An 18,470-nucleotide genomic window follows, 5' to 3' on the forward strand; every position below is an offset into this window, starting at 1 on the left:
TCTCTTAAATGATGAATTAATAGAGACACTAACTTAAATCACAACATTGGGCAGTTTAAAGAGTATATGCATAACTCAAGAGATATCTGGCCGGATATATCCCAACAGATTGCTGGCTGCATAGACAAGCTTGGTAGCGGTGAATTTTACCCTAGATTTTTTCAGATGATGAAACACCTTGTTCACGTCGATCAATACATGGTGTTTGAGTTTTCCCCCAATGGCGATTATGCAACCTGCCGCCTAGCACACAATATAGAACACCCTGACCTGGGGGTAGAGCTGGCTTCACTGTATTTGGACGGTGCCTATTTAGATGACATTATGCTAAAAGAATTAAAAGAGTCACTTCTTTCCCAAATGGACGTGGCATCGTGCCGTCTACTCGAGAAAAGAAAGCTTCCTCCCGTTTATCGGCAGCGATTTTTTAATGTTCCTAACTTCGATACTAAGTTTTCATTTGTAGTGATGGACCGAAAAAGCCAACATATCTTTTACATCAACTTTTACAGCAAAATAGAACATAGCTTTGCAGAAGAACAACTTGACTCGCTGAAATCGATATCTTCCCTAATAGGTTCATTGTTGTTAAAACATTTTCGAGATGAACGCAAACAACGCGGAACGATTAAATCTCTACTGGCATCCGGCCTTTCTGAACGCGAATCTCAAATCTGCAATATGATACTTCAAGGCCATACAGCAAAATCAATCGGTAATCATCTTGAGTTGTCCGAATCAACAGTCATCACTTATAAAAAAAGAGCATTCAAAAAGCTAAGAATCAATCGCAAGTCTGAGTTAGTTCGGTTTATCTGATTAAGGACGAACAACCCTCCATTCCCGCCAAGTAGACACATCAATTGAATAGATTGCAACTGCATAGCCGCTGGCAGAGTAAAGCGCAAACTGAAAGGCGCCTACCGATTGGCATACAGGCGGTTATACTCTCGAACATAACCTTCCTGCATGCCATTTAAACCTATTTTACAGGTTATAGTTCGTTCTGAACTTTATCTAGAATATGCCAAATTCGATCTAACCAATCCAAATGCTCAGGCTTCATCAAAGAAGAACGTAGGCACGTAGTATATTCACTATCAACCACCACCTCTGGGTACGCTTTTTGTATCAAATGAGAAGGAAAACTGAAAGTAGCCAAATACAAGTGCTGTTTTTCTGCGGCATGAAATGTCTGATCAGATAAGCGCGATATTTCACTCGTACTCATCGCTTTTGGTGCCCACATCACAATATCCATATCTGGTACAAGTGGCGTAATGAAGCGATCATCCCGTGCTAAGCGAGAAAAAAACGCTTCCGCCGCGCGACGGCAACTCACTAAACCATTAGCAAACTCGCCACTCGCCTGCAGTGGAAACATTTGCATGGTTGTCCATAATGCTACAGCCGAAGCACCTGCACGAGAACATTCAAGACTGATTTCACCTAAATGCAGTTCTTCTGAACTAAAGTAAGTATAAGGTGAGTCATGCTTATAAAAGCGCCCTACCTCTGGGTCTTTAAATACGACACAACCACAACCATAAGGCTGTAAGCCATGTTTATGGGGATCAATGACGATGGAGTCAACGCGATGTGTTAACGCAAACGCATCACAAACGTTAGACGGCAAGGTATCGACCAACTTGTAATAACCGCCGTAAGCCGAATCGATATGTATTCTAAAGTCATACTTATCTTGCAATGCCAGTATTTCTGGTAGCGGATCAACCGAACCCACTGCCGTGGTACCTAGCGTCACTACAACCGTACCAATATCCCCCAGCTTTAGTTTTTCTTCTAGGGCCGCAACATCCATACGTGCGTTGTCATCTACCGCGACCGATTCGAAAGGAATTTGTAGCACACCACAAATACGGTTATGGGTGTAGTGCGCCTGTTGTGAAGCAACAATTTTCTTACCCGGATGCACCTGATTAGCAATCCATAAAGCCTCTAAATTCGCAAGTGTTCCACCACCTGTGAGGTGTCCTAAATGCTCTTGCCAACCGAACATTTTAGCAATTCCAGCAACCGCTTCTTTTTCCATGGCTGAACTGGCTTTACCTCCATCCAAAGCATGATTATTTGGATTGATCCACATGGCCATCATGTAAGCCATGCGCGCAACAGGATGAGGAGGCTTCAGCATTTGTCCTGCATAAAGTGGATGTGGATAAGGATAGTTATCCCACATTCTTTCTGCTGCTAATAACAAAACGTCTTCTGCACGTTGTTGATCGTATTCCGTCTGAAACTCAGGCAGATCTGTGTAGCCCTCGGCTAATTTATGCATCGCTTTTTCTAAAATTCCGATACTTTGCATTTCTATAGTCATGTTGTTTCCTATAATCTTGTTGCAATGCTGGTAGGCGTAGTCACTGTCATATCAAAAGGTCAGACACTCATACCTGATGAAGAAGAATAGTAAGAGTAAGACTGTGCAGGCCATCTGAGAAATGATTCATGCTCACAAGTTCTGTGCAGAAAATTCATATGCGCAGCCTTCTTAAAGTTTTTAGACATCAAGCTGTTGGTCAACCTCGCTATTGATAGTTTTTTTCATTCCAATAACTTGATTTCCGAGTTCAGGATTGCCGAGCTCAGATAAAGGCTTAGCGTAATGGAGAGGCAAGACCAATGATCCGCTCTGTATGAATGCAGATAGAATGACTTATTGAGAAATCAATAAGATAGAATTACGTTATGCCTCTAGGTGAGTAAATAGAACGACATATTTGATCAGCGATAATTTCCCGAAGCCATCTATGAGCGCTGTCATGTTGATGGATACTGTGCCAGAGCACGTAATAATTATGTTCAGGGATATTATCCATTGGCAAACTTACATGAGTTAAATCATAGATTTCACTTGCTTTTAACGCTATGTGCTTAGGTGCGACCAACAACATATCCGTACTCGCGATCACCTTAAAAGCGGACGTATAAAAAGGCACTTCAAACGCAATGCGCCTTTGTTTATGCAAGCGACTTAGCTCTATATCAAAGAAACTATCCTTATCGCCACCAATGGTAATACTAACAAACGGATACGCTAGCAGCTGCTCTAGACTGAGATCACTTTTTTGTAATAAAGGATGATCTTTGTGCAGCAACAAAGCAGGTTCATCACGGCCTAAATGAATACCATAAAGATTATCTGGAACTTGATTAATCATGGTAGCGACAAAATCAATTGGTTTTGAACCCAAGCTATCTAACCAATCTGATTGCCAAGTTTTATAAATTAAATCTATTTGATTGGGTTGTTGGTGCAGAGAAGACAAAATATCAGGAAAAATAAAGTTGGCGACATAATCGGTACAGGCAAACGTAAAACGTCGCTGGCACAAAGAAGGGTCAAAAGCCTCCTGTTGACGCAAGTTATCAATCTGATTAAGCAAGTCCTGCAATCTGGGCTTTAGCTGTTGGGCCATCGCCGTCAGTAAATAATCATTACCTTCTCTTACCAGAAGTTGGTCGCCAAAATACTCCCTCAACTGTGCCAACTGTCGGCTAATAGCAGATTGCGTCAAGTGCAAGATTTTTGCGGCACCTGTCACATTACGCTGCTCAAGCAGTACCGCTAAAGCTCGCAACAGGTTGAGGTTTAAGCGCTCCATAAAACTCTCTTTCTGAAAAAGAAATAAGGTTGAACAATATCACTTTGCCTATAGCGAAACCACTGGATACCAAAACACATTAAAAACGCCTTTTACACTGATAGAAAGTACCCTGCGCTTCAATTCGGGTTAAACCCAATTTTAGCTTTTATTGTCTTCTTGTTGCTTCCTACTCTTAACTGAGGATCTAATTCCTAGCCAGTAAATTGAAAAAACTGACATAAGCAACAAGACAGCAGCAATCGGATGATTAATGAAATTCGTGATATCCCCACGAAGAATAGTCGCAGTTTGGCCTAAGGCAAGCTCAAACCGTGGACCAAGGAATCAAGCTGGCGCCCCCCACCGCGGAGTTCGCCGATTTACAATAACATTCCACCCAGTGTCTTCTTCCACTTGAGTCGCAATCGCACGGGCCAAGGTGTCGGTGCTACCGCCAGCACCAAATCCAACCTCTAATGTAATTGGGCCGTTAGGCTACCAATCAACTAAAGCGAGTACTGGAGTCGACATTAAAGCAGCGCATGTCGCTACTTTCAGAATATTAGTGAGCTTCATCTTTCTTACCTCTTTTAGGTTTTTATATGGATAGAAACAAGGCTTAGCTGGTTTTGCTTAACATACACTCGGTCATACTTCAGACAGGACGTCAGAGCATCTTGCTAGTCCGAAGATATCCATGAGCCGATATCCTATATTAAGATCATTACAAACATTCACATTGGCGCTCGTTCGAATTTCGTTATTCACTTAGAACCTCCAAGGGATTATTTTTATAATGAAATATAAGGAAGAACCTAAAGAGTAAAACTCTGCTTACTCGCTGAGAAATGAGTCGTACTCATAAGCTCTGTGCGGGAAATTCATAAGCAACCAACAGCGGCATGAGTTAACTGCGACAAGCTTGAGCCAGACTAGAAGGAACGAATAAAATGGAAGACATAACTTAAAGGCGTATTCAAAGAATGATCTTTTTATTAAATAAAATTAGTTAACATGTTAACCTATTTACTTTGATCGATGAAGATTTGATAATAGCAATGTGATTAGTACAAAAATAACTCACTTTGAGACCTTTACACGACATCACGCGCAATGCCAAAACACATAACAGTCGTGCAAAGGTCTCAATTTATTTAATTACCAACATACAGGTGATATGCATGTTAAAGGATATGTCCCTTCTTAAGTCTCGTTGTTTAGTCAATGGCGAGTGGGTTGAAGCAAAGGCAAAAACCACACACCCTGTTACTAATCCAGCAACAGGTGAAACTATTATAGAGATTCCTCACCTTTCTCCTGAAGAAATCCCTGCCGTGATCGAAGCGTCCAAGGTCGCACAAAAAAAATGGGCTGCTTTACCTGCTAAAGAACGTTCGGCTATTTTGCGCCGTTGGTTTGAGCTAATACTTGAGAACTCTGATGACTTAGCGTTGCTGATGACCACTGAACAAGGCAAACCGTTAGCTGAAGCGAAAGGCGAAATTGCTTATGCTGCTTCTTTTATCGAATGGTTCGCAGAAGAAGCCAAACGCATTTACGGCGACACTATTCCTGCACCACGAGCAGACCAACGACTGACGGTTATTCGTCAACCTATTGGCGTGACCGCCGCCATTACTCCGTGGAACTTTCCGGCGGCCATGATCACACGCAAAGCGGCTCCAGCGTTGGCAGCTGGTTGTTCGATGATTGTTCGCCCTGCCGATTTAACCCCACTTACCGCGTTAGCAATCGCAGAACTTTCTCAACGCGCGGGTATTCCAGCGGGTGTATTCCAAGTAGTCACAGGCTCAGCAAGCAAAATTGGTAAGGTACTCACTGACAGCCATGTGGTTAGCAAACTGTCTTTTACCGGTTCTACCGAAGTTGGCCGTTTGCTGATGGCTCAATGTGCAGACACCATCAAAAAAGTGTCCCTTGAATTGGGTGGTAACGCGCCATTCATCGTCTTTGACGATGCTGACCTTGATAAAGCAGTTGAAGGAGCAATGGCCTCTAAATACCGTAATGCCGGTCAGACTTGTGTATGCGCAAACCGAATTCTGGTTCAACGTGGCGTTTACGATGCGTTTGCCGCCAAGCTAACGGAAAAAGTCAAAGCCCTAAAAGTGGGTAATGGCGCCGAAGCAGGCACAGATATTGGCCCTATGATCGAAGAAAAAGCCATTCTAAAAGTAGAAGAACACATCAAGGATGCTATTAGCAAAGGTGCGACCTTGATTCATGGAGGTGATCGTTTGGGTGGATTATTTATCACGCCAGCGATCCTAACGGGTGTAACTCCTGAAATGAATGTGGCTCAAGAAGAAACCTTTGGCCCTCTCGCTCCTCTTTTCTCATTCGATACGGAAGAAGAAGCGATAGCGATGGCCAATGACACTATTTTTGGTCTAGCAGCGTATTTCTTTACTCGTGATCATGCTCGCATGATTCGTGTATCAGAGGCCTTAGAATATGGCATGGTTGGTCATAATACTGGCTTAATTTCAAATGAAGTCGCGCCTTTTGGCGGTGTTAAACAATCGGGCCTTGGTCGCGAAGGCTCTAAGTACGGAATTGAGGATTATTTAGAAATGAAATACATCTGTAGTTCCATTGCTTAATATATCAATACCAGTAGAGCATAGGCATTTCAAGACGAAGCGCTTATGCTCTACTTAACACTATTTGTAGAGAAAACATCAAAATCAATCAGACACACTTTGTTATTTTCTCCCATGAGACTCTCTAGAACAAAGTCAGCATGGATCAAAATATAAGCTTTGACGTGATTAACTAATATTCCTTACGGATTTCTGTCGCTATTGTGTGAATTTCTTCTAACTTTCAAGCAACCCGCCTACTCTTATAAAAACATGACAATATCTACTAATTGCCATCGCTGATAATAGTACCGCCATCAACAACGATATTTTGCCCAGAAATAAAGCCGCCCGCCCGACTTGCCAGCATCACCGCCACGCCAGCTATTTCTTCTGGCTCACCGACTCGACGAAGTGGGGTGGCGAGCAAACGGCGTTGCATAAATTGTTCATTTTCAAGTAACTCTGTGGCCAAAGGCGTTCTTATCAAACCAGGAGAAATAGCGTTCACTCGAATCCCTTTAGGTCCCCACTCAACGGCTAAGTTCCGCGCTAGCTGAGCCAATCCGGCCTTAGACAAACCATAGAGGCCAATGGCTTTATTGCCTCTTAATCCGGCAATACTAGACATTAAAATCACTGACCCTTGCCCGCGTTCAGCCATATCTGGAATCAACGCAGAGCAAAGTCGTAATGCACTTTTTAGATTGATCGACATGACAAAATCCCAGTCGTCATCGGTGATTAACTCTATTGGCCCAGCCGGCCCTTGTACGCCAGCATTCGACACAAAAACATCAATACGGCCGTAAACCGCCTTGGCTTGTTCAACCAGTTTATCGATGCCCTCGTTACGACTTAGATCACAAGCAATAAAAACCACGCCACTTTTCGCGACATACTGATTTGTCCGATCGGAAGCAATAACCTTAGCACCATAAGCAGCCATGGTATCAACAATGGCCGAACCTAATCCACCGGATGCGCCAGTAACCAATACCACCTTATCTTGTAGCGAAAATAGCGTATTCATGTTCATTTTAATAAAGCCCGTTCGACTAGCGTATTCAAATCCCCATCATGTTTAAAACCCACGTCATCGGCAGAAGGCGTTTCTAGCGGTGGAAAGCGCCCAAACAAGCTTTCAATCATAGGATTTGGCTCATAGCTAACGAGTTCATTTGCGTTTTGCTGGTACACCGAGCCAATAGCATCGACCATTTCTGCCATGCTGAAACAGAGAGTTGGCAAGGTGAAAGTTCTAGTCGCCTTTAGTTTGCTTTCTTCTACCGCTGCACCATGTAAAAGGTTTTCAATAATGTTCGGCAAAGACGATGCCCATGTTTTTGCTTGTGCCGACATAGGGCAAACGAAAGTATGACCTTGGGATAACTCACGAATAATATCGCTAAGAAAAGCCGACAATTGACCGGTTTCTGCTGGCGGACGAGCCAACACACCGGGTAAACGCAATGAGCGGCCATCGACCCAGCCACGGCGACTAAAGTCATTAATCATCACCTCACCAACGATTTTATGGGCGCCATAACTCATCTGAGGTTTCAGCGGAGTATCATCGGTGACCAAATCTGGCATGGTGCCAAAGACCGCAATACTGCTAGCGAACACCAACACTGGCTTCCGCCCTATCGATTGTGTTTGCGCTTTGCAAATTTCCAGCAAGGTCATCGTGGCATCAAGATTCACACTACGACCAAGCTCGTCATTTTTTTCCGCCATACCACCGGGAATACTGGCCAGATGGTAAATAACATCCATGGGGAAACGCCCCAAAGAGTCTTTCAACCATTGATCGTCTGCAAGGTCACCACTATGTTGCTCAACCACTAAACCAAGCATTGAGCTATTAACAACTTCATCAAACTGGCGATCCAACAAGGTCAAACGCGACACCTTGCCTTTACCAACATAACCTTGAGACAGAATATGTTTTGTCAATGCTTGTCCGACAAAGCCATTTGCGCCCGTAATTAATACATGCATCTAACGACCCCTTTTGTTAATTCGATATGACTTTTTGCTCAATCACACCAAATGGACCATCGCGGCCATCATCAAATTTCGCCTGCATACGGACACTGTCACCAAAACGCATATACTGAGTTTTGATCTCACCAAGATCGATTTTCTCAATCACTCGTCGTTCAGCGATACACGCTGATCCTGCATCTCGAGATTTATTGGAAACGGTACCCGATCCTATGATACAGCCTGCATTTAATTTGCGAGTTCGTGCCGCATGAGCGATCAACTCAGGGAAAGAAAAATTCATTTCACTGCCATGAGGTTCACCAAAACGCTCACCATTCCAGGTGACATTAAGGTGCAAATTAAAACGCCCATTTTTCCAAGCATCACCCAGTTCATCGGGCGTAACCGCAACCGGTGCAAAACTTGATGAAGGCTTGGCTTGTATAAAACCAAATCCCGTTGCCATTTCACGAGGCCCAAACGATCGTAGACTCCAATCGTTTATTTGTACCAACAAACAAATCGCCTGAGCCGCTTCGTCAAGAGTAGCAGCCATAGGTACTGGCCCTGTGATCACCCCAAACTCGCCTTCAAAATCAATACCATCCGCTTCGCTTGGCATGGGAATGTCTACGGTTGGGCCTTGAAAGTCATCGCTGGCACCTTGGTACATAACAGGAATGGTGTCGAAGTCAGCAATAGGGTCGGTATTGAAGGCTTCCTCCATCAATTTGCCATGGTTCAAGAAGGCCGAAGCGTCTAGCCATTGGGGGCTTCTTGGTAATGGCGCAAGACAAGCGGATGGGTCAAAGTCAAAAGCAGCTTCCAGTTTGCCTTCATTCAAAAGGTCATACATGGCTTGCAGGTCTATCCATTTACTTTGCCAATTTTGTACAGCAGAAAGTAAGTTAGGGGTAATAGAGGATGCGTCTGCCGCCTGGGTTAAGTCCTTTGAAACAATGATTAAGCGACCGTCTAAGGTGCCATTGGGTAGGGTTGCGAATTTCATAACATCACTCCTTTATTAAGCTAATACTTTGGCCAATTCATCGCCATATTCGCCACCCACTAGGATGAACAAAATACGGCACATTTTTCCTGATCGATTGGCCCACGCATGGTTAGTACCACGCTGCACCACGACACTACCGGGCTTTAAAATGACTTCATCTCGGTCGACGATAAGGGTTAGTTCACCTTCGATGACTATGCCGTAATCAATGGATTCGGTACGGTGCATAAGTGGATGTGGTGAGTCGTCTTTTACTGTCGATGCACTTTCGTCGCCGACTTTAGAAAACATGTCTTTCATCTTGCCATGCCCCTGATTCAAGAACTCTTCGCTGTCTGGCGGTATGTCTACATAGCGAATACGAGTACCTGTTGAAGCAGGAGGTAACACCACAGGGCCCAGGGTTGGATCCGTTTGAGTATGGGAGATAGGCGCTGGTGTATGGCTGGTGCTCCACACTTCATGGAACTTGGTTCCGGGGACGGCCTCTAGGTCCATGACGGTTTTTAGTGGACCATTTTCGACAATAATGGAGTTGCCATTTTCATCATGCCCCGTAACAACTCGATAAATATCGGGAAAGCCCATAAAAAAGCTCCTTTACAGAAAATTATAGACAACACGTGAAATAAAAAGTGGTAGCGATCAGTCGGAAACACCATCACGCTACCCAAGGGAGTTTCAAATCAGAATTAAATAGGCTGAGCTAAAGCACCTAATGACTGCCCCATAATTTTTGAATGCTCAGCTTTGTCGCCACCATTGATTTCGATATGACACAAGCGAGCCGAGTTTTCGACCACCATACGACAACGCTCCCAACGACGCTCATGGAATGTATCTAATGCGGCCTGAAGGTTAGTGTTAGCCGCCAATTCATCGGCTAATACAATGCCGCTTTCAATACCAATTCCTGCACCAGAAGCAAGGTGTGGAGTCGTCGCAGCAACGGTGTCACCGATCATAACCAAACGCCCTTTATTCCATGGTGTTTTCACCAACAAATTTGCCAGCGGGCGATAGTCAATGTTGGCTTCTTCTTTTAGCACATGAGGAATCAGTGCTTTCACCGTTGGGTTAGGGAAATTTTCCATCAGACTGGCAAAAACTTGAGGCCAAGTCGCTTTGTCGATGTGCTCTTTCTTAGGACGATCTTCTGTAATAAACATATACATGTGTGTATCCGATACAGGATTTACGCCAAGCTTAAGATGATCGCCCATCCACATAGTCACACGATTAATTTCAGCAGGGCGTGGCATAATGGCACGCCAAACACCTTGACCTATGTATTCAGGGTCAGCCACTTCAGGGAAGAACTCTTTGCGGATTTTAGAATGAACACCATCCGCCCCAACAACAAGATCATAGTCTTGAGTACTGCCATCAGTGAAAGACACAGTCGCGCCTGATTCTGTCTGCTGAATATCAGTGTAGGTGCAGCCTAAACGGACATTAACACCAGACTCAAGTGTCGCTGACGACATAATACGAGCAAGCGTAGGACGAAAAATGCCACCGCTGCCTCCCACAGTAGAACCCACAGGACTCGGTGTTGGCAGCTCCATAACCAGAGGACCGTGCGCTAGGTGAATCGCCACACCATCCGTTACACAACCTTGTTCAACAACTTGTTGATACAAACCAAGATTTTCTAATGCTCGCATGGATGCACCATTAATAGTGATACCCGCTCCTAGTTCACACCACTCTGGATCAATCTCAACCAGATCGACTTGAATGCCATGACTACGCATTTTGATTGCTGTGGCCATACCGGAGAAACCACCACCAATGACCAATACTTTATTTACTGCAGTCATTTAATGACTCCTTATTTTTGTTGTTAGTACAATTAATTAATGTCTGTGATTAACACTGAAACCATGCCCGCTTGATCCACATGAACTGGGACTTTTGCTAAACTCTGACCAAGGCAAGGGCCTTGAATACACAAACCAGTATCAGGCTCAAACAAAGCGCCGTGGGCATGACAAGCCACATGTTGCTTCTTGGCGTCCATATACGCATCCTTGCGCCACGCCATTGGCGCACCAGACACATGTGGACAAGCATTTCGCCAAGCGAATAAGCGACCATCAAGTTTCACAACGAAAAACAAATCATGTCCTGCGTCGTTCTCCAAAAACCCTTTTGTCGCCCCTTCTTCTATCTCATCGATATGACAAAGAACTTTAGCTTGAACCTCTCCCATCACTCAGATATATCCTGTGATTTTTGATCATTTGCGTATTTTGGCTTAAGTAAAAAGTGCGCCAGAGCAGGAAGAAGAATCAATGCGCCCAACATGTTCCAAATGAACATAAAAGCCAGCAACAAGCCCATGTCAGCTTGGAATTTAATTGGACTCGCCACCCAAGTGATCACCCCTACAGCTAAAGTAACGCCAGTTAACATAACGACTTTACCTGTAAAGTTAAGCGCCCTTAGATAAGATTCAGATAAACTAGTACCTTGACGTAATCCAACCAAAGTTATGGACAAAATATACAAGGCGTAATCGATACCAATACCGACCCCCAAGGCGATAACTGGCAAAGTGGCGACTTTCACGCCCATGCCTAATTGCACCATCAAAGCTTCGACCATAATGGAGGTCAGCATCAAAGGAAGCAGCGCCACAATAACGGCTTTAAAGGAGCGGAAGGTAATTAACGACAATAACGCAACCGCACCGTAAACAAGGAACAGCATTTGATACCAAGCCGCTTTTACCGAGATATTAGTAGCGGCTTGAATCCCTGCACTACCCGCAGCTAATAGAAACTGCACATCGTCGGTATTATTGTCTTTAGCGAAAGCTTCCACATGATTAACAATGTTACTCAAGGTGTCTGCTTTGTGATCTTGTAGATAGACATAAACGGTCAACAGATTGCAGCTGCTGTTGTACAAACCTCGTGGTGCGCCCGCTGTGATGTAATTCAACATACTTTGGTTAGGTAAAAACTCGTACCATTTAGGGTTGCCTTCATTTAAGCCAGACAACACACGACGTGTTAACAAAGACAAAGAGTTGGTCGATTCCACCCCAGGAAGCTGACGCAATTGCCACTCAAGGGCGTCTATTTTATTCAAAGTATCATACTGAGAGCATTGACCATCTGGCGTCTTCACCATAATGGCCATCACGTCACTGGAAGCACCATAATGTTGATTCATAAAAGCGACGTCTTGGTTATAGCGACTGTCTTGACGTAACTCTGGTGCACCCTGATCTAGATCTCCTATCTTTAATTGGGTACTTAATGCAAATGCACCAACGGTTAAAAGAAATCCACCAATTAAAGCGCCTATAGCCCATTTTCGTTGAGTAAACTTATCCAAAAATACCCATAGCGCAGGCATTTTTTTTGCACTGTCTTCATTAATATCATTCACCACACTACGTTGTGCGGCTTTTTTACCAACGCCGACATAAGACAGCATGATGGGCAAAAGAATGAGATTGGTAAAAATCAGTACCGCAACCCCAATAGAAGCCGCAATGGCTAACTCTTGAATAACCTTAATATCAATAACTAACAGCACAGCAAAGCCAACCGCATCAGCAAGTAATGCCGTTAAACCCGCCATAAACAAACGTCTAAAGGTAAAACGTGCCGCGACCAGTTTGTCAAAACCACGGCCAACATCCTGCATAATACCATTCATTTTTTGTGCGCCATGACTCATGCCGATAGCGAACACTAGAAAAGGCACTAATATTGAATACGGGTCTAATACATAACCTAGTGTAGGTAGAATACCTAGCTGCCATACCACCGCTAATATAGATGCAAATACCACTAAAAAGGTTGAGCGTACACAACGGGTATACCAAAACACCATAATCGTTGCGATAACAACCGCTAACGCAAAGAACCATAGCACTGCTTGAACGCCTTCGATCAGATCTCCCATCACCTTGGTAAAGCCAGTGATATGAATTTCCAGACCTTGTTCTTGGTATTTAGTTCGCAAACCTTCAAGGGCTTCAGAGTATTTTGCGTAATCCAACGCCTCTCCTGTCGCATCTTCACTTAACAGTGGCATGTAGATGATGGTGGATTCTTCATCTGCGGCGATTAACTGACCTATTTGACCCGAACGCGCCACATTGGCTTTTAGTTTCTGCAAGCTAGCCGGTGAACCATCGTAATCTTCAGGAATCACTGGACCGCCATCCAAACCTTCTTCAGTGACACCAATCCAGCGAGTGGAAGGTGTCCATAAGGATTTCATTTGCACTCGATCTACACCTGAAAGTAAAAAAACCTCATCACTTAATTGGCGTAACAGGTCTAAATACTCTGCGTCGTAAATCGTGCCCTTAGGACTAACGACCGCAATTCTTAATGCATTACCTAAACCTGTTAGCTCTTTCTCATAGGTTAGGTAGTTTTGAATATAAGCCTGATGAGTTGGCAAGGTTTTTTCAAAACTGGCATTGATCGTCAATTTAGTGGCTTGCCACCCTAATAGAGCCGTGAGCAAAGCGCATACGATAATGACGATTAAACGATTATTAAATAATACCCTTTCAATAATTGATCCCGTATTTGGATCAAACTTGTCTTCTGGAGACGCTGAGGTAGACGAATGGTGTTTCATTTCAAATCTCCTACATCAATGGATACAGGTCCATTAACGCTTAAAGCAAGTACACTACCATTAGTTTTTTCTAATATATTAGTAAGAGGTGGGAGGCGCTTACGAGTGAGTGGAACCAGACGATTTTCTGTTAGACCAAGTAAAATACCAGCCTGATTGGCCATAATAACTTGGCCGTTTGCATTAATAAAAGACGCCAAAATAGAGGCGCTAATTGGGTTTTTAATGTTTTTCCAGTCTGCACCGTTATCATCAGAAATGAATGTATTTCCTCGAAGCCCAGCCAGAACTATTTCACTATCACCTAATAATTGCGCTGTAAAAAAACTCCCTTCATAAGGTGTCTCAAGAGTCGCAAAGGTTTGTCCATTGTCCGTTGAAAACGCAACAAAACCTTGTTCGCCCGCAATCAAGATACGATCAGCTTGTTTGCGAATACTGTATAAATGAAGTCCAAAGTAGTTTTGAATACGATCGATCCAAGACACCCAAGTTTTTCCTCCATCTTTTGTTTCCAGTGCCAAGCCGTATGCACCGACCACAATTAAATGATCTGGGCCAAGTAACAACATGTCTAAAAAAGGTTTATCAGGGCCATCAGAGACTAACAATTTTGCCTGATAAATAGCCTCTTCATCTTTGGAAGCTTCGGCTTTCTGCAACAAATTTTGAGCGAGAGTACGACCATCCAATTGAACCTTCCACTCTGCTCCACCATTCACCGTACGCAATACAATGCCGCCATGACCAATGGCATAGCCATTTTTTTCATCTGAAAAATCGACTCCCGTTAAGGTCACACTGACTGGCGAAGGTTGCTGCTGCCAGCTTTTACCGTCATCATCTGAACGGAGAATTAACCCACGCTCACCAACGGCAATCAGATGACTTCCTGCATAAGACGCCGCCATTAACACTGAATGTTCAACAAGGTGAGATTCTATAGCAGGACGTTCTATTGCATCCGCAACGGCAGAAACAGCACCATCGATACGACAAAGTAGCAATGCCATGATGGTATAGCGGCCGAGTTTGCGCCAAAAGTTAACCACTGTGACGGATGTCTCGGTAGTATTTTTATACGACATAATCCACCTCACACCACTGACTCAGGTTGAGCCACCACTGAACCACTTCGGAAAACTCGCATGAAGCAAATAAGTGAAATGGATCCAAATACTAATGCAGCAATGCCAATACCATGGTAACCCGCTAACTTAATAATGGTTCCTCCTAAGATAGGACCAATCGCTGCGCCAATCATTAGCATTGCTGGTGTTGCAGCCATGGCTCGACCTGATGTGTCTAAACGGGCCAATAACCCAAACACAAAAGTATGAGTAAACAGCATAATAGAAACAAAAAATGCAGCGGAAGCGGCGTAAAGTGCAAAACCTGTTGAGTTCATCATGATATTAGACAAAAGAATTTGCAGAACTGGGCCTGAAAACAAGACAACACGGGTCGAAATACGCTTTTCCAAAATACCCGCTAGTGCCGCCGCAACAATATTGATTAAAGCCAGTGCAATTAAAACAACAGTAATGGAATCTGTTGCAAAGCCTCTTTCATGGCCTACTCGCTCCATAAAACTGAACGTCATGGCTTGAGTAATCGCCATCAAGCTTATCCCCACAATGCCATACCAAACACTGGTTGGAATTTTTGTTGGGGTTTCCGCCTGATCGCCCTGACTTTTTTCAGTTAATTTTAATGATGGGAAAGTCAGTAAGCAGACCAAAGAAGCCAATAACATAATGCCGCCAAAGATGACGAATAATGACTGTCCACCAACGGCTTGAGTAATATTAGGCGTTGCGCCCATGAAAATAAAACCCATAACCCCTAGGGTAAAGCCTGCAATCGCAAACAATTTATGCGGATTTTCGCCACGAGCTAATGTGCCATGAGCCATGCTTAATGCAGAGCTTGCGCTCAAACCAGCAACAAAGTGCAAAGCGGCTAACAGCATAAATTCGGATGTTTGAGATGCGCCGATAAAACACACACCTGATACAAAAAAACCAAGCGTTGCCACCAAACGTGTATTAAGTCGTTTGAATTTAGGTGCTACAAATAAACTGGCACAAACTGCGCCAATTAAAAATAAGGTAACTAAGCTACCAGACTGCTGAGTATCAAATTTATAGTAAGAAACCAGTATGCCTATCCATAATGGAAGAGCGACTAAATCCAGCATCCCTGCACAATGGGAAATCATCAGAGCTAGGTTGCCTTTAAAACCAAAACGATGGCTCATCGCACACCTCCCATCAGAAAGGCGGCTTCTCTTCGATCCGTAAAGCAAAAAATCCCGTATCGCACAGATATCATCAACATACAATTGTCATCCACTTTGTTTATTGTTATTTCGTGGTAATGGCTTATTTGCCACCTTTTAAGCTTTCATAGGGCAGTAATCAAAAATTACAGCTCCCCCTATAAAAGCTTTTTTTATTTTCTAAAATGATTCATTTATATTTTCACGAAGACAGACTTACTCGTAAGCGCCATTTTTCCCTGAGTCTTTACCCGGTGCCCATTTATTTCTATAGCGCATCAAAAAGGTCTGTGATGTGTCTGCATCAGAGGTAGCTACACGAGGCACCCAATTTTGGTCATGCAAATCCATGTCTGCATCCATTTCGATATGGCATGCAAATGGGCTGTTGAAGTACCAAAACCAGTTTGAACCAAAAATATGACGACCCGGTCCCCAAAATGCTTGATAGCCTTTCTCAATAAAACGCGAACCGTTTTGCATCATTTCTGTTGGCCCACCAAAGTGGAAAGTGAAATGCTCGACACCTTGCATAAATGGTGGCGCACCAATCAAAAAGTGAGTGTGATGATCCAAGGTTCCTGCAGGTTGTAAGAATGGTCCTGTACCTTCAAAACGATCAGTACAACGGAACCCTAAACGCTCCACATAAAACGCTTCCGCTTTAACCGGGTCAGGCACAAAATAAACGATATGCGACAGTGTGCGTGGACGTATTTGTTCTGCATCATCATTAACCGCAAGATGGTTTACTGGGCGTTGAAATGGCGAGCCTGGCACATTCGAGATTTCGCCTGGCAAGGTTAGCTGTTTACGCTCAGTGACTTTAAAACCAATCACAAAACCTGAATCATCTTTTGATTCAATCGAGCCATCAGCCAATGTTTTCACGTCTCTGTCTTTGCTTAATTCCGCAGTAATCGCATCAATCGTTTCTTGATCTGCAACGCCCATGATGGTTTTACGCATCATACAGCCATTACCAATGCTTGCAGGTAAACTCTCATCTGCAGAGTGTACTAATACAACAGATGTCCCATCTAACGCTTCAAAACGGCCACCTTTTTCAGTGACATCAACAGGAAACAAACCGTAATCAGTCAAAAAAGTCGCGCAACCAGCTACATCCTCAACCCCAAAAACGATGCTTTCTAAACCTACTATTTTCATTCTTATTATCCTCTTTGGATTTAGGCCGTATGGCCTTTAAGAGTTTCAGCCACCCAGTCAGCTATATACGCTCCGGCGTTGGCTGAATTATCAAAACTAGAGTGCTGTACGCCACCTTCACGATCAGTAAAGACTTTTAGCTCTCGATTAGGACTGTTCACAAGTTGCTCATAAGTACGATGAGCCCATTTCAGCGGGATTTGTGAATCTTTTTCGCCGTGGGTCACAAGGAATGGCACTTTGATACGATCCAGAACACCATCAAGGTGAACTTTTTCCGCAATCTCCATGAACTCATCCATGTCTTTTGCACCCCAAACCCAACGCACGTGCTCCCAATAATGCGGAACAGGAAAACTGCCTTCTTTTTCTAAACGACGTTTTTGTACGTCACGCCAGTCATGGTTCGCTCCCCAGACTACGCCACAAGCAAATCTTGGCTCAAACGCTACTGCACGAGGACAGTAGTAACCACCCAGAGATACGCCTTCCATGCCAATACGTTTCGCATCAATCTCTTCACGTGTTTCCAACCAATCCACTATTCGGCTTGCCCAATGCTCACTGTCGAAGCGCGCAGTAAAACCTTGTTGACGAATGGCATCACCCGTACCTGGCTGATCCACAATTAATGAAGAGACACCACGTTTCGCTAACCAAGCAGGCAAACCTACTCGGTATTTCATTTCTTTTGTTGAATCCAAACCGTTCACCTGCACTAACACAGGCGCTTTGCCTTCCACGCCTTCTGCTCTAACGTACAATGCAGAAAGGTGCTTTCCTTCATACGGAATCTGAACTAACTCACAATTCTCTTTAGACAATTCAAGACCACGAGCAAAAATGTCTTGGAAACGCTTATATAACGCTTCGCGACCTGGCGAACCATGCCCTTGTAAACGTTCAGCCGTGAGGTAATAAGTCGCTGCGCGACCATATTTATCACCTGCGGAGATCATGCGGCCACGCGCTTCGTCTTCCTCCGCTAGCTCACACAACTTATCTGCCATGCGCTCCCAGCTTTCACGAAACGCTTTTGAACCCGCAGCGTCTTTTGCATCTGCCGCTTCTTTCAATGGCGCACACATTTCTTGGATCTCACCAATTCGAGCACCCATTTCTAGAGCAAGGTTGATAGAAAGATCCCATGGGTAATTAGTGGGAAAGTAACGAAACATAAATTCTCCAAC

The 18,470-nt window shown here is 44.0% G+C and carries 15 protein-coding genes; 2 read left to right on the forward strand and 13 right to left on the reverse strand.

Going from position 1 to position 18,470, the window contains the following annotated elements:
* The first annotated feature begins 66 nt into the window (after window positions 1-66).
* Window positions 67-819 (forward strand): helix-turn-helix transcriptional regulator, encoded by a 753-nt coding sequence (locus BUA59_RS03545; RefSeq protein ID WP_072838342.1) that lies wholly within the window; start codon window positions 67-69, stop codon window positions 817-819.
* Window positions 820-994: 175 nt separating this feature from the next.
* Here the strand turns inward: BUA59_RS03545 and BUA59_RS03550 are convergent, their stop codons facing one another.
* Both BUA59_RS03550 and BUA59_RS03555 read right to left on the reverse strand, forming a co-directional pair.
* Window positions 995-2,341: a pyridoxal phosphate-dependent decarboxylase family protein gene (locus tag BUA59_RS03550; protein ID WP_072838343.1), complete on the reverse strand. Its 1,347-nt coding sequence runs from the start codon at window positions 2,339-2,341 to the stop codon at window positions 995-997.
* Between the two features lie 361 nt (window positions 2,342-2,702).
* Entirely contained in the window at window positions 2,703-3,626 is a 924-nt protein-coding gene (locus BUA59_RS03555) for a LysR family transcriptional regulator (protein WP_072838344.1), read from the reverse strand.
* A gap of 1,163 nt (window positions 3,627-4,789) precedes the next feature.
* Here BUA59_RS03555 and BUA59_RS03560 point away from each other — a divergent pair.
* Window positions 4,790-6,232: an NAD-dependent succinate-semialdehyde dehydrogenase gene (locus tag BUA59_RS03560; protein WP_072838345.1), complete on the forward strand. Its 1,443-nt coding sequence runs from the start codon at window positions 4,790-4,792 to the stop codon at window positions 6,230-6,232.
* A 265-nt stretch (window positions 6,233-6,497) separates the two neighbouring features.
* Here the strand turns inward: BUA59_RS03560 and BUA59_RS03565 are convergent, their stop codons facing one another.
* From BUA59_RS03565 to BUA59_RS03615, 11 genes are all read right to left on the reverse strand, one after another.
* Window positions 6,498-7,250: an SDR family NAD(P)-dependent oxidoreductase gene (locus BUA59_RS03565; RefSeq protein WP_217653719.1), complete on the reverse strand. Its 753-nt coding sequence runs from the start codon at window positions 7,248-7,250 to the stop codon at window positions 6,498-6,500.
* Window positions 7,247-8,215 carry an NAD-dependent epimerase/dehydratase family protein gene (locus BUA59_RS03570; RefSeq protein ID WP_072838346.1) on the reverse strand — a complete coding sequence of 323 codons (969 nt, stop codon included), beginning with the start codon at window positions 8,213-8,215 and terminating at the stop codon, window positions 7,247-7,249. The genes BUA59_RS03565 and BUA59_RS03570 overlap by 4 nt, the downstream gene beginning before the upstream one ends.
* Window positions 8,216-8,231: 16 nt before the next feature.
* A complete protein-coding gene (locus tag BUA59_RS03575) occupies window positions 8,232-9,212 on the reverse strand; it encodes a fumarylacetoacetate hydrolase family protein (protein ID WP_072838347.1) in 981 nt (326 codons plus the stop codon).
* Between the two features lie 15 nt (window positions 9,213-9,227).
* A complete protein-coding gene (locus tag BUA59_RS03580) occupies window positions 9,228-9,803 on the reverse strand; it encodes a cupin domain-containing protein (RefSeq protein WP_072838348.1) in 576 nt (191 codons plus the stop codon).
* A gap of 104 nt (window positions 9,804-9,907) precedes the next feature.
* Entirely contained in the window at window positions 9,908-11,038 is a 1,131-nt protein-coding gene (locus BUA59_RS03585; protein ID WP_072838349.1) for an FAD-dependent oxidoreductase, read from the reverse strand.
* A gap of 32 nt (window positions 11,039-11,070) precedes the next feature.
* Window positions 11,071-11,430 (reverse strand): Rieske (2Fe-2S) protein, encoded by a 360-nt coding sequence (locus BUA59_RS03590; RefSeq protein ID WP_072838350.1) that lies wholly within the window; start codon window positions 11,428-11,430, stop codon window positions 11,071-11,073.
* Window positions 11,430-13,829, reverse strand: a complete 2,400-nt coding sequence (locus BUA59_RS03595; protein ID WP_072838351.1) for an efflux RND transporter permease subunit — start codon at window positions 13,827-13,829, stop codon at window positions 11,430-11,432. Before BUA59_RS03595 ends, BUA59_RS03590 begins: the two co-directional genes overlap by 1 nt.
* Window positions 13,826-14,917: a WD40/YVTN/BNR-like repeat-containing protein gene (locus tag BUA59_RS03600; RefSeq protein ID WP_084122121.1), complete on the reverse strand. Its 1,092-nt coding sequence runs from the start codon at window positions 14,915-14,917 to the stop codon at window positions 13,826-13,828. The genes BUA59_RS03595 and BUA59_RS03600 overlap by 4 nt, the downstream gene beginning before the upstream one ends.
* Window positions 14,918-14,925: 8 nt before the next feature.
* Window positions 14,926-16,089, reverse strand: coding sequence for an MFS transporter (locus BUA59_RS03605; protein ID WP_072838352.1), 1,164 nt, complete (start codon window positions 16,087-16,089; stop codon window positions 14,926-14,928).
* Between the two features lie 237 nt (window positions 16,090-16,326).
* Window positions 16,327-17,280 carry a VOC family protein gene (locus tag BUA59_RS03610; protein ID WP_072838353.1) on the reverse strand — a complete coding sequence of 318 codons (954 nt, stop codon included), beginning with the start codon at window positions 17,278-17,280 and terminating at the stop codon, window positions 16,327-16,329.
* Between the two features lie 20 nt (window positions 17,281-17,300).
* Complete coding sequence (locus BUA59_RS03615) at window positions 17,301-18,458, reverse strand: alpha/beta hydrolase family protein (RefSeq protein ID WP_072838354.1); 1,158 nt, start codon at window positions 18,456-18,458, stop codon at window positions 17,301-17,303.
* Between the last annotated feature and the right edge of the window lie 12 nt (window positions 18,459-18,470).

It is taken from the genome of Marinomonas polaris DSM 16579, from assembly GCF_900129155.1.
Lineage (GTDB): Bacteria > Pseudomonadota > Gammaproteobacteria > Pseudomonadales > Marinomonadaceae > Marinomonas > Marinomonas polaris.

What these genes read in the sequence shown, in the direction of transcription:
- BUA59_RS03570 (WP_072838346.1), bottom strand. Translation starts at nt 8,215, where the DNA reads ATGCATGTATTAATTACGGGCGCAAATGGCTTTGTCGGACAAGCATTG.
- BUA59_RS03615 (WP_072838354.1), bottom strand. Translation starts at nt 18,458, where the DNA reads ATGTTTCGTTACTTTCCCACTAATTACCCATGGGATCTTTCTATCAAC.
- BUA59_RS03550 (WP_072838343.1), bottom strand. Translation starts at nt 2,341, where the DNA reads ATGACTATAGAAATGCAAAGTATCGGAATTTTAGAAAAAGCGATGCAT.
- BUA59_RS03545 (WP_072838342.1), top strand. Translation starts at nt 67, where the DNA reads ATGCATAACTCAAGAGATATCTGGCCGGATATATCCCAACAGATTGCT.
- BUA59_RS03575 (WP_072838347.1), bottom strand. Translation starts at nt 9,212, where the DNA reads ATGAAATTCGCAACCCTACCCAATGGCACCTTAGACGGTCGCTTAATC.
- BUA59_RS03585 (WP_072838349.1), bottom strand. Translation starts at nt 11,038, where the DNA reads ATGACTGCAGTAAATAAAGTATTGGTCATTGGTGGTGGTTTCTCCGGT.
- BUA59_RS03565 (WP_217653719.1), bottom strand. Translation starts at nt 7,250, where the DNA reads ATGAACATGAATACGCTATTTTCGCTACAAGATAAGGTGGTATTGGTT.
- BUA59_RS03595 (WP_072838351.1), bottom strand. Translation starts at nt 13,829, where the DNA reads ATGAAACACCATTCGTCTACCTCAGCGTCTCCAGAAGACAAGTTTGAT.
- BUA59_RS03600 (WP_084122121.1), bottom strand. Translation starts at nt 14,917, where the DNA reads ATGTCGTATAAAAATACTACCGAGACATCCGTCACAGTGGTTAACTTT.
- BUA59_RS03555 (WP_072838344.1), bottom strand. Translation starts at nt 3,626, where the DNA reads ATGGAGCGCTTAAACCTCAACCTGTTGCGAGCTTTAGCGGTACTGCTT.
- BUA59_RS03605 (WP_072838352.1), bottom strand. Translation starts at nt 16,089, where the DNA reads ATGAGCCATCGTTTTGGTTTTAAAGGCAACCTAGCTCTGATGATTTCC.
- BUA59_RS03610 (WP_072838353.1), bottom strand. Translation starts at nt 17,280, where the DNA reads ATGAAAATAGTAGGTTTAGAAAGCATCGTTTTTGGGGTTGAGGATGTA.
- BUA59_RS03590 (WP_072838350.1), bottom strand. Translation starts at nt 11,430, where the DNA reads ATGGGAGAGGTTCAAGCTAAAGTTCTTTGTCATATCGATGAGATAGAA.
- BUA59_RS03580 (WP_072838348.1), bottom strand. Translation starts at nt 9,803, where the DNA reads ATGGGCTTTCCCGATATTTATCGAGTTGTTACGGGGCATGATGAAAAT.
- BUA59_RS03560 (WP_072838345.1), top strand. Translation starts at nt 4,790, where the DNA reads ATGTTAAAGGATATGTCCCTTCTTAAGTCTCGTTGTTTAGTCAATGGC.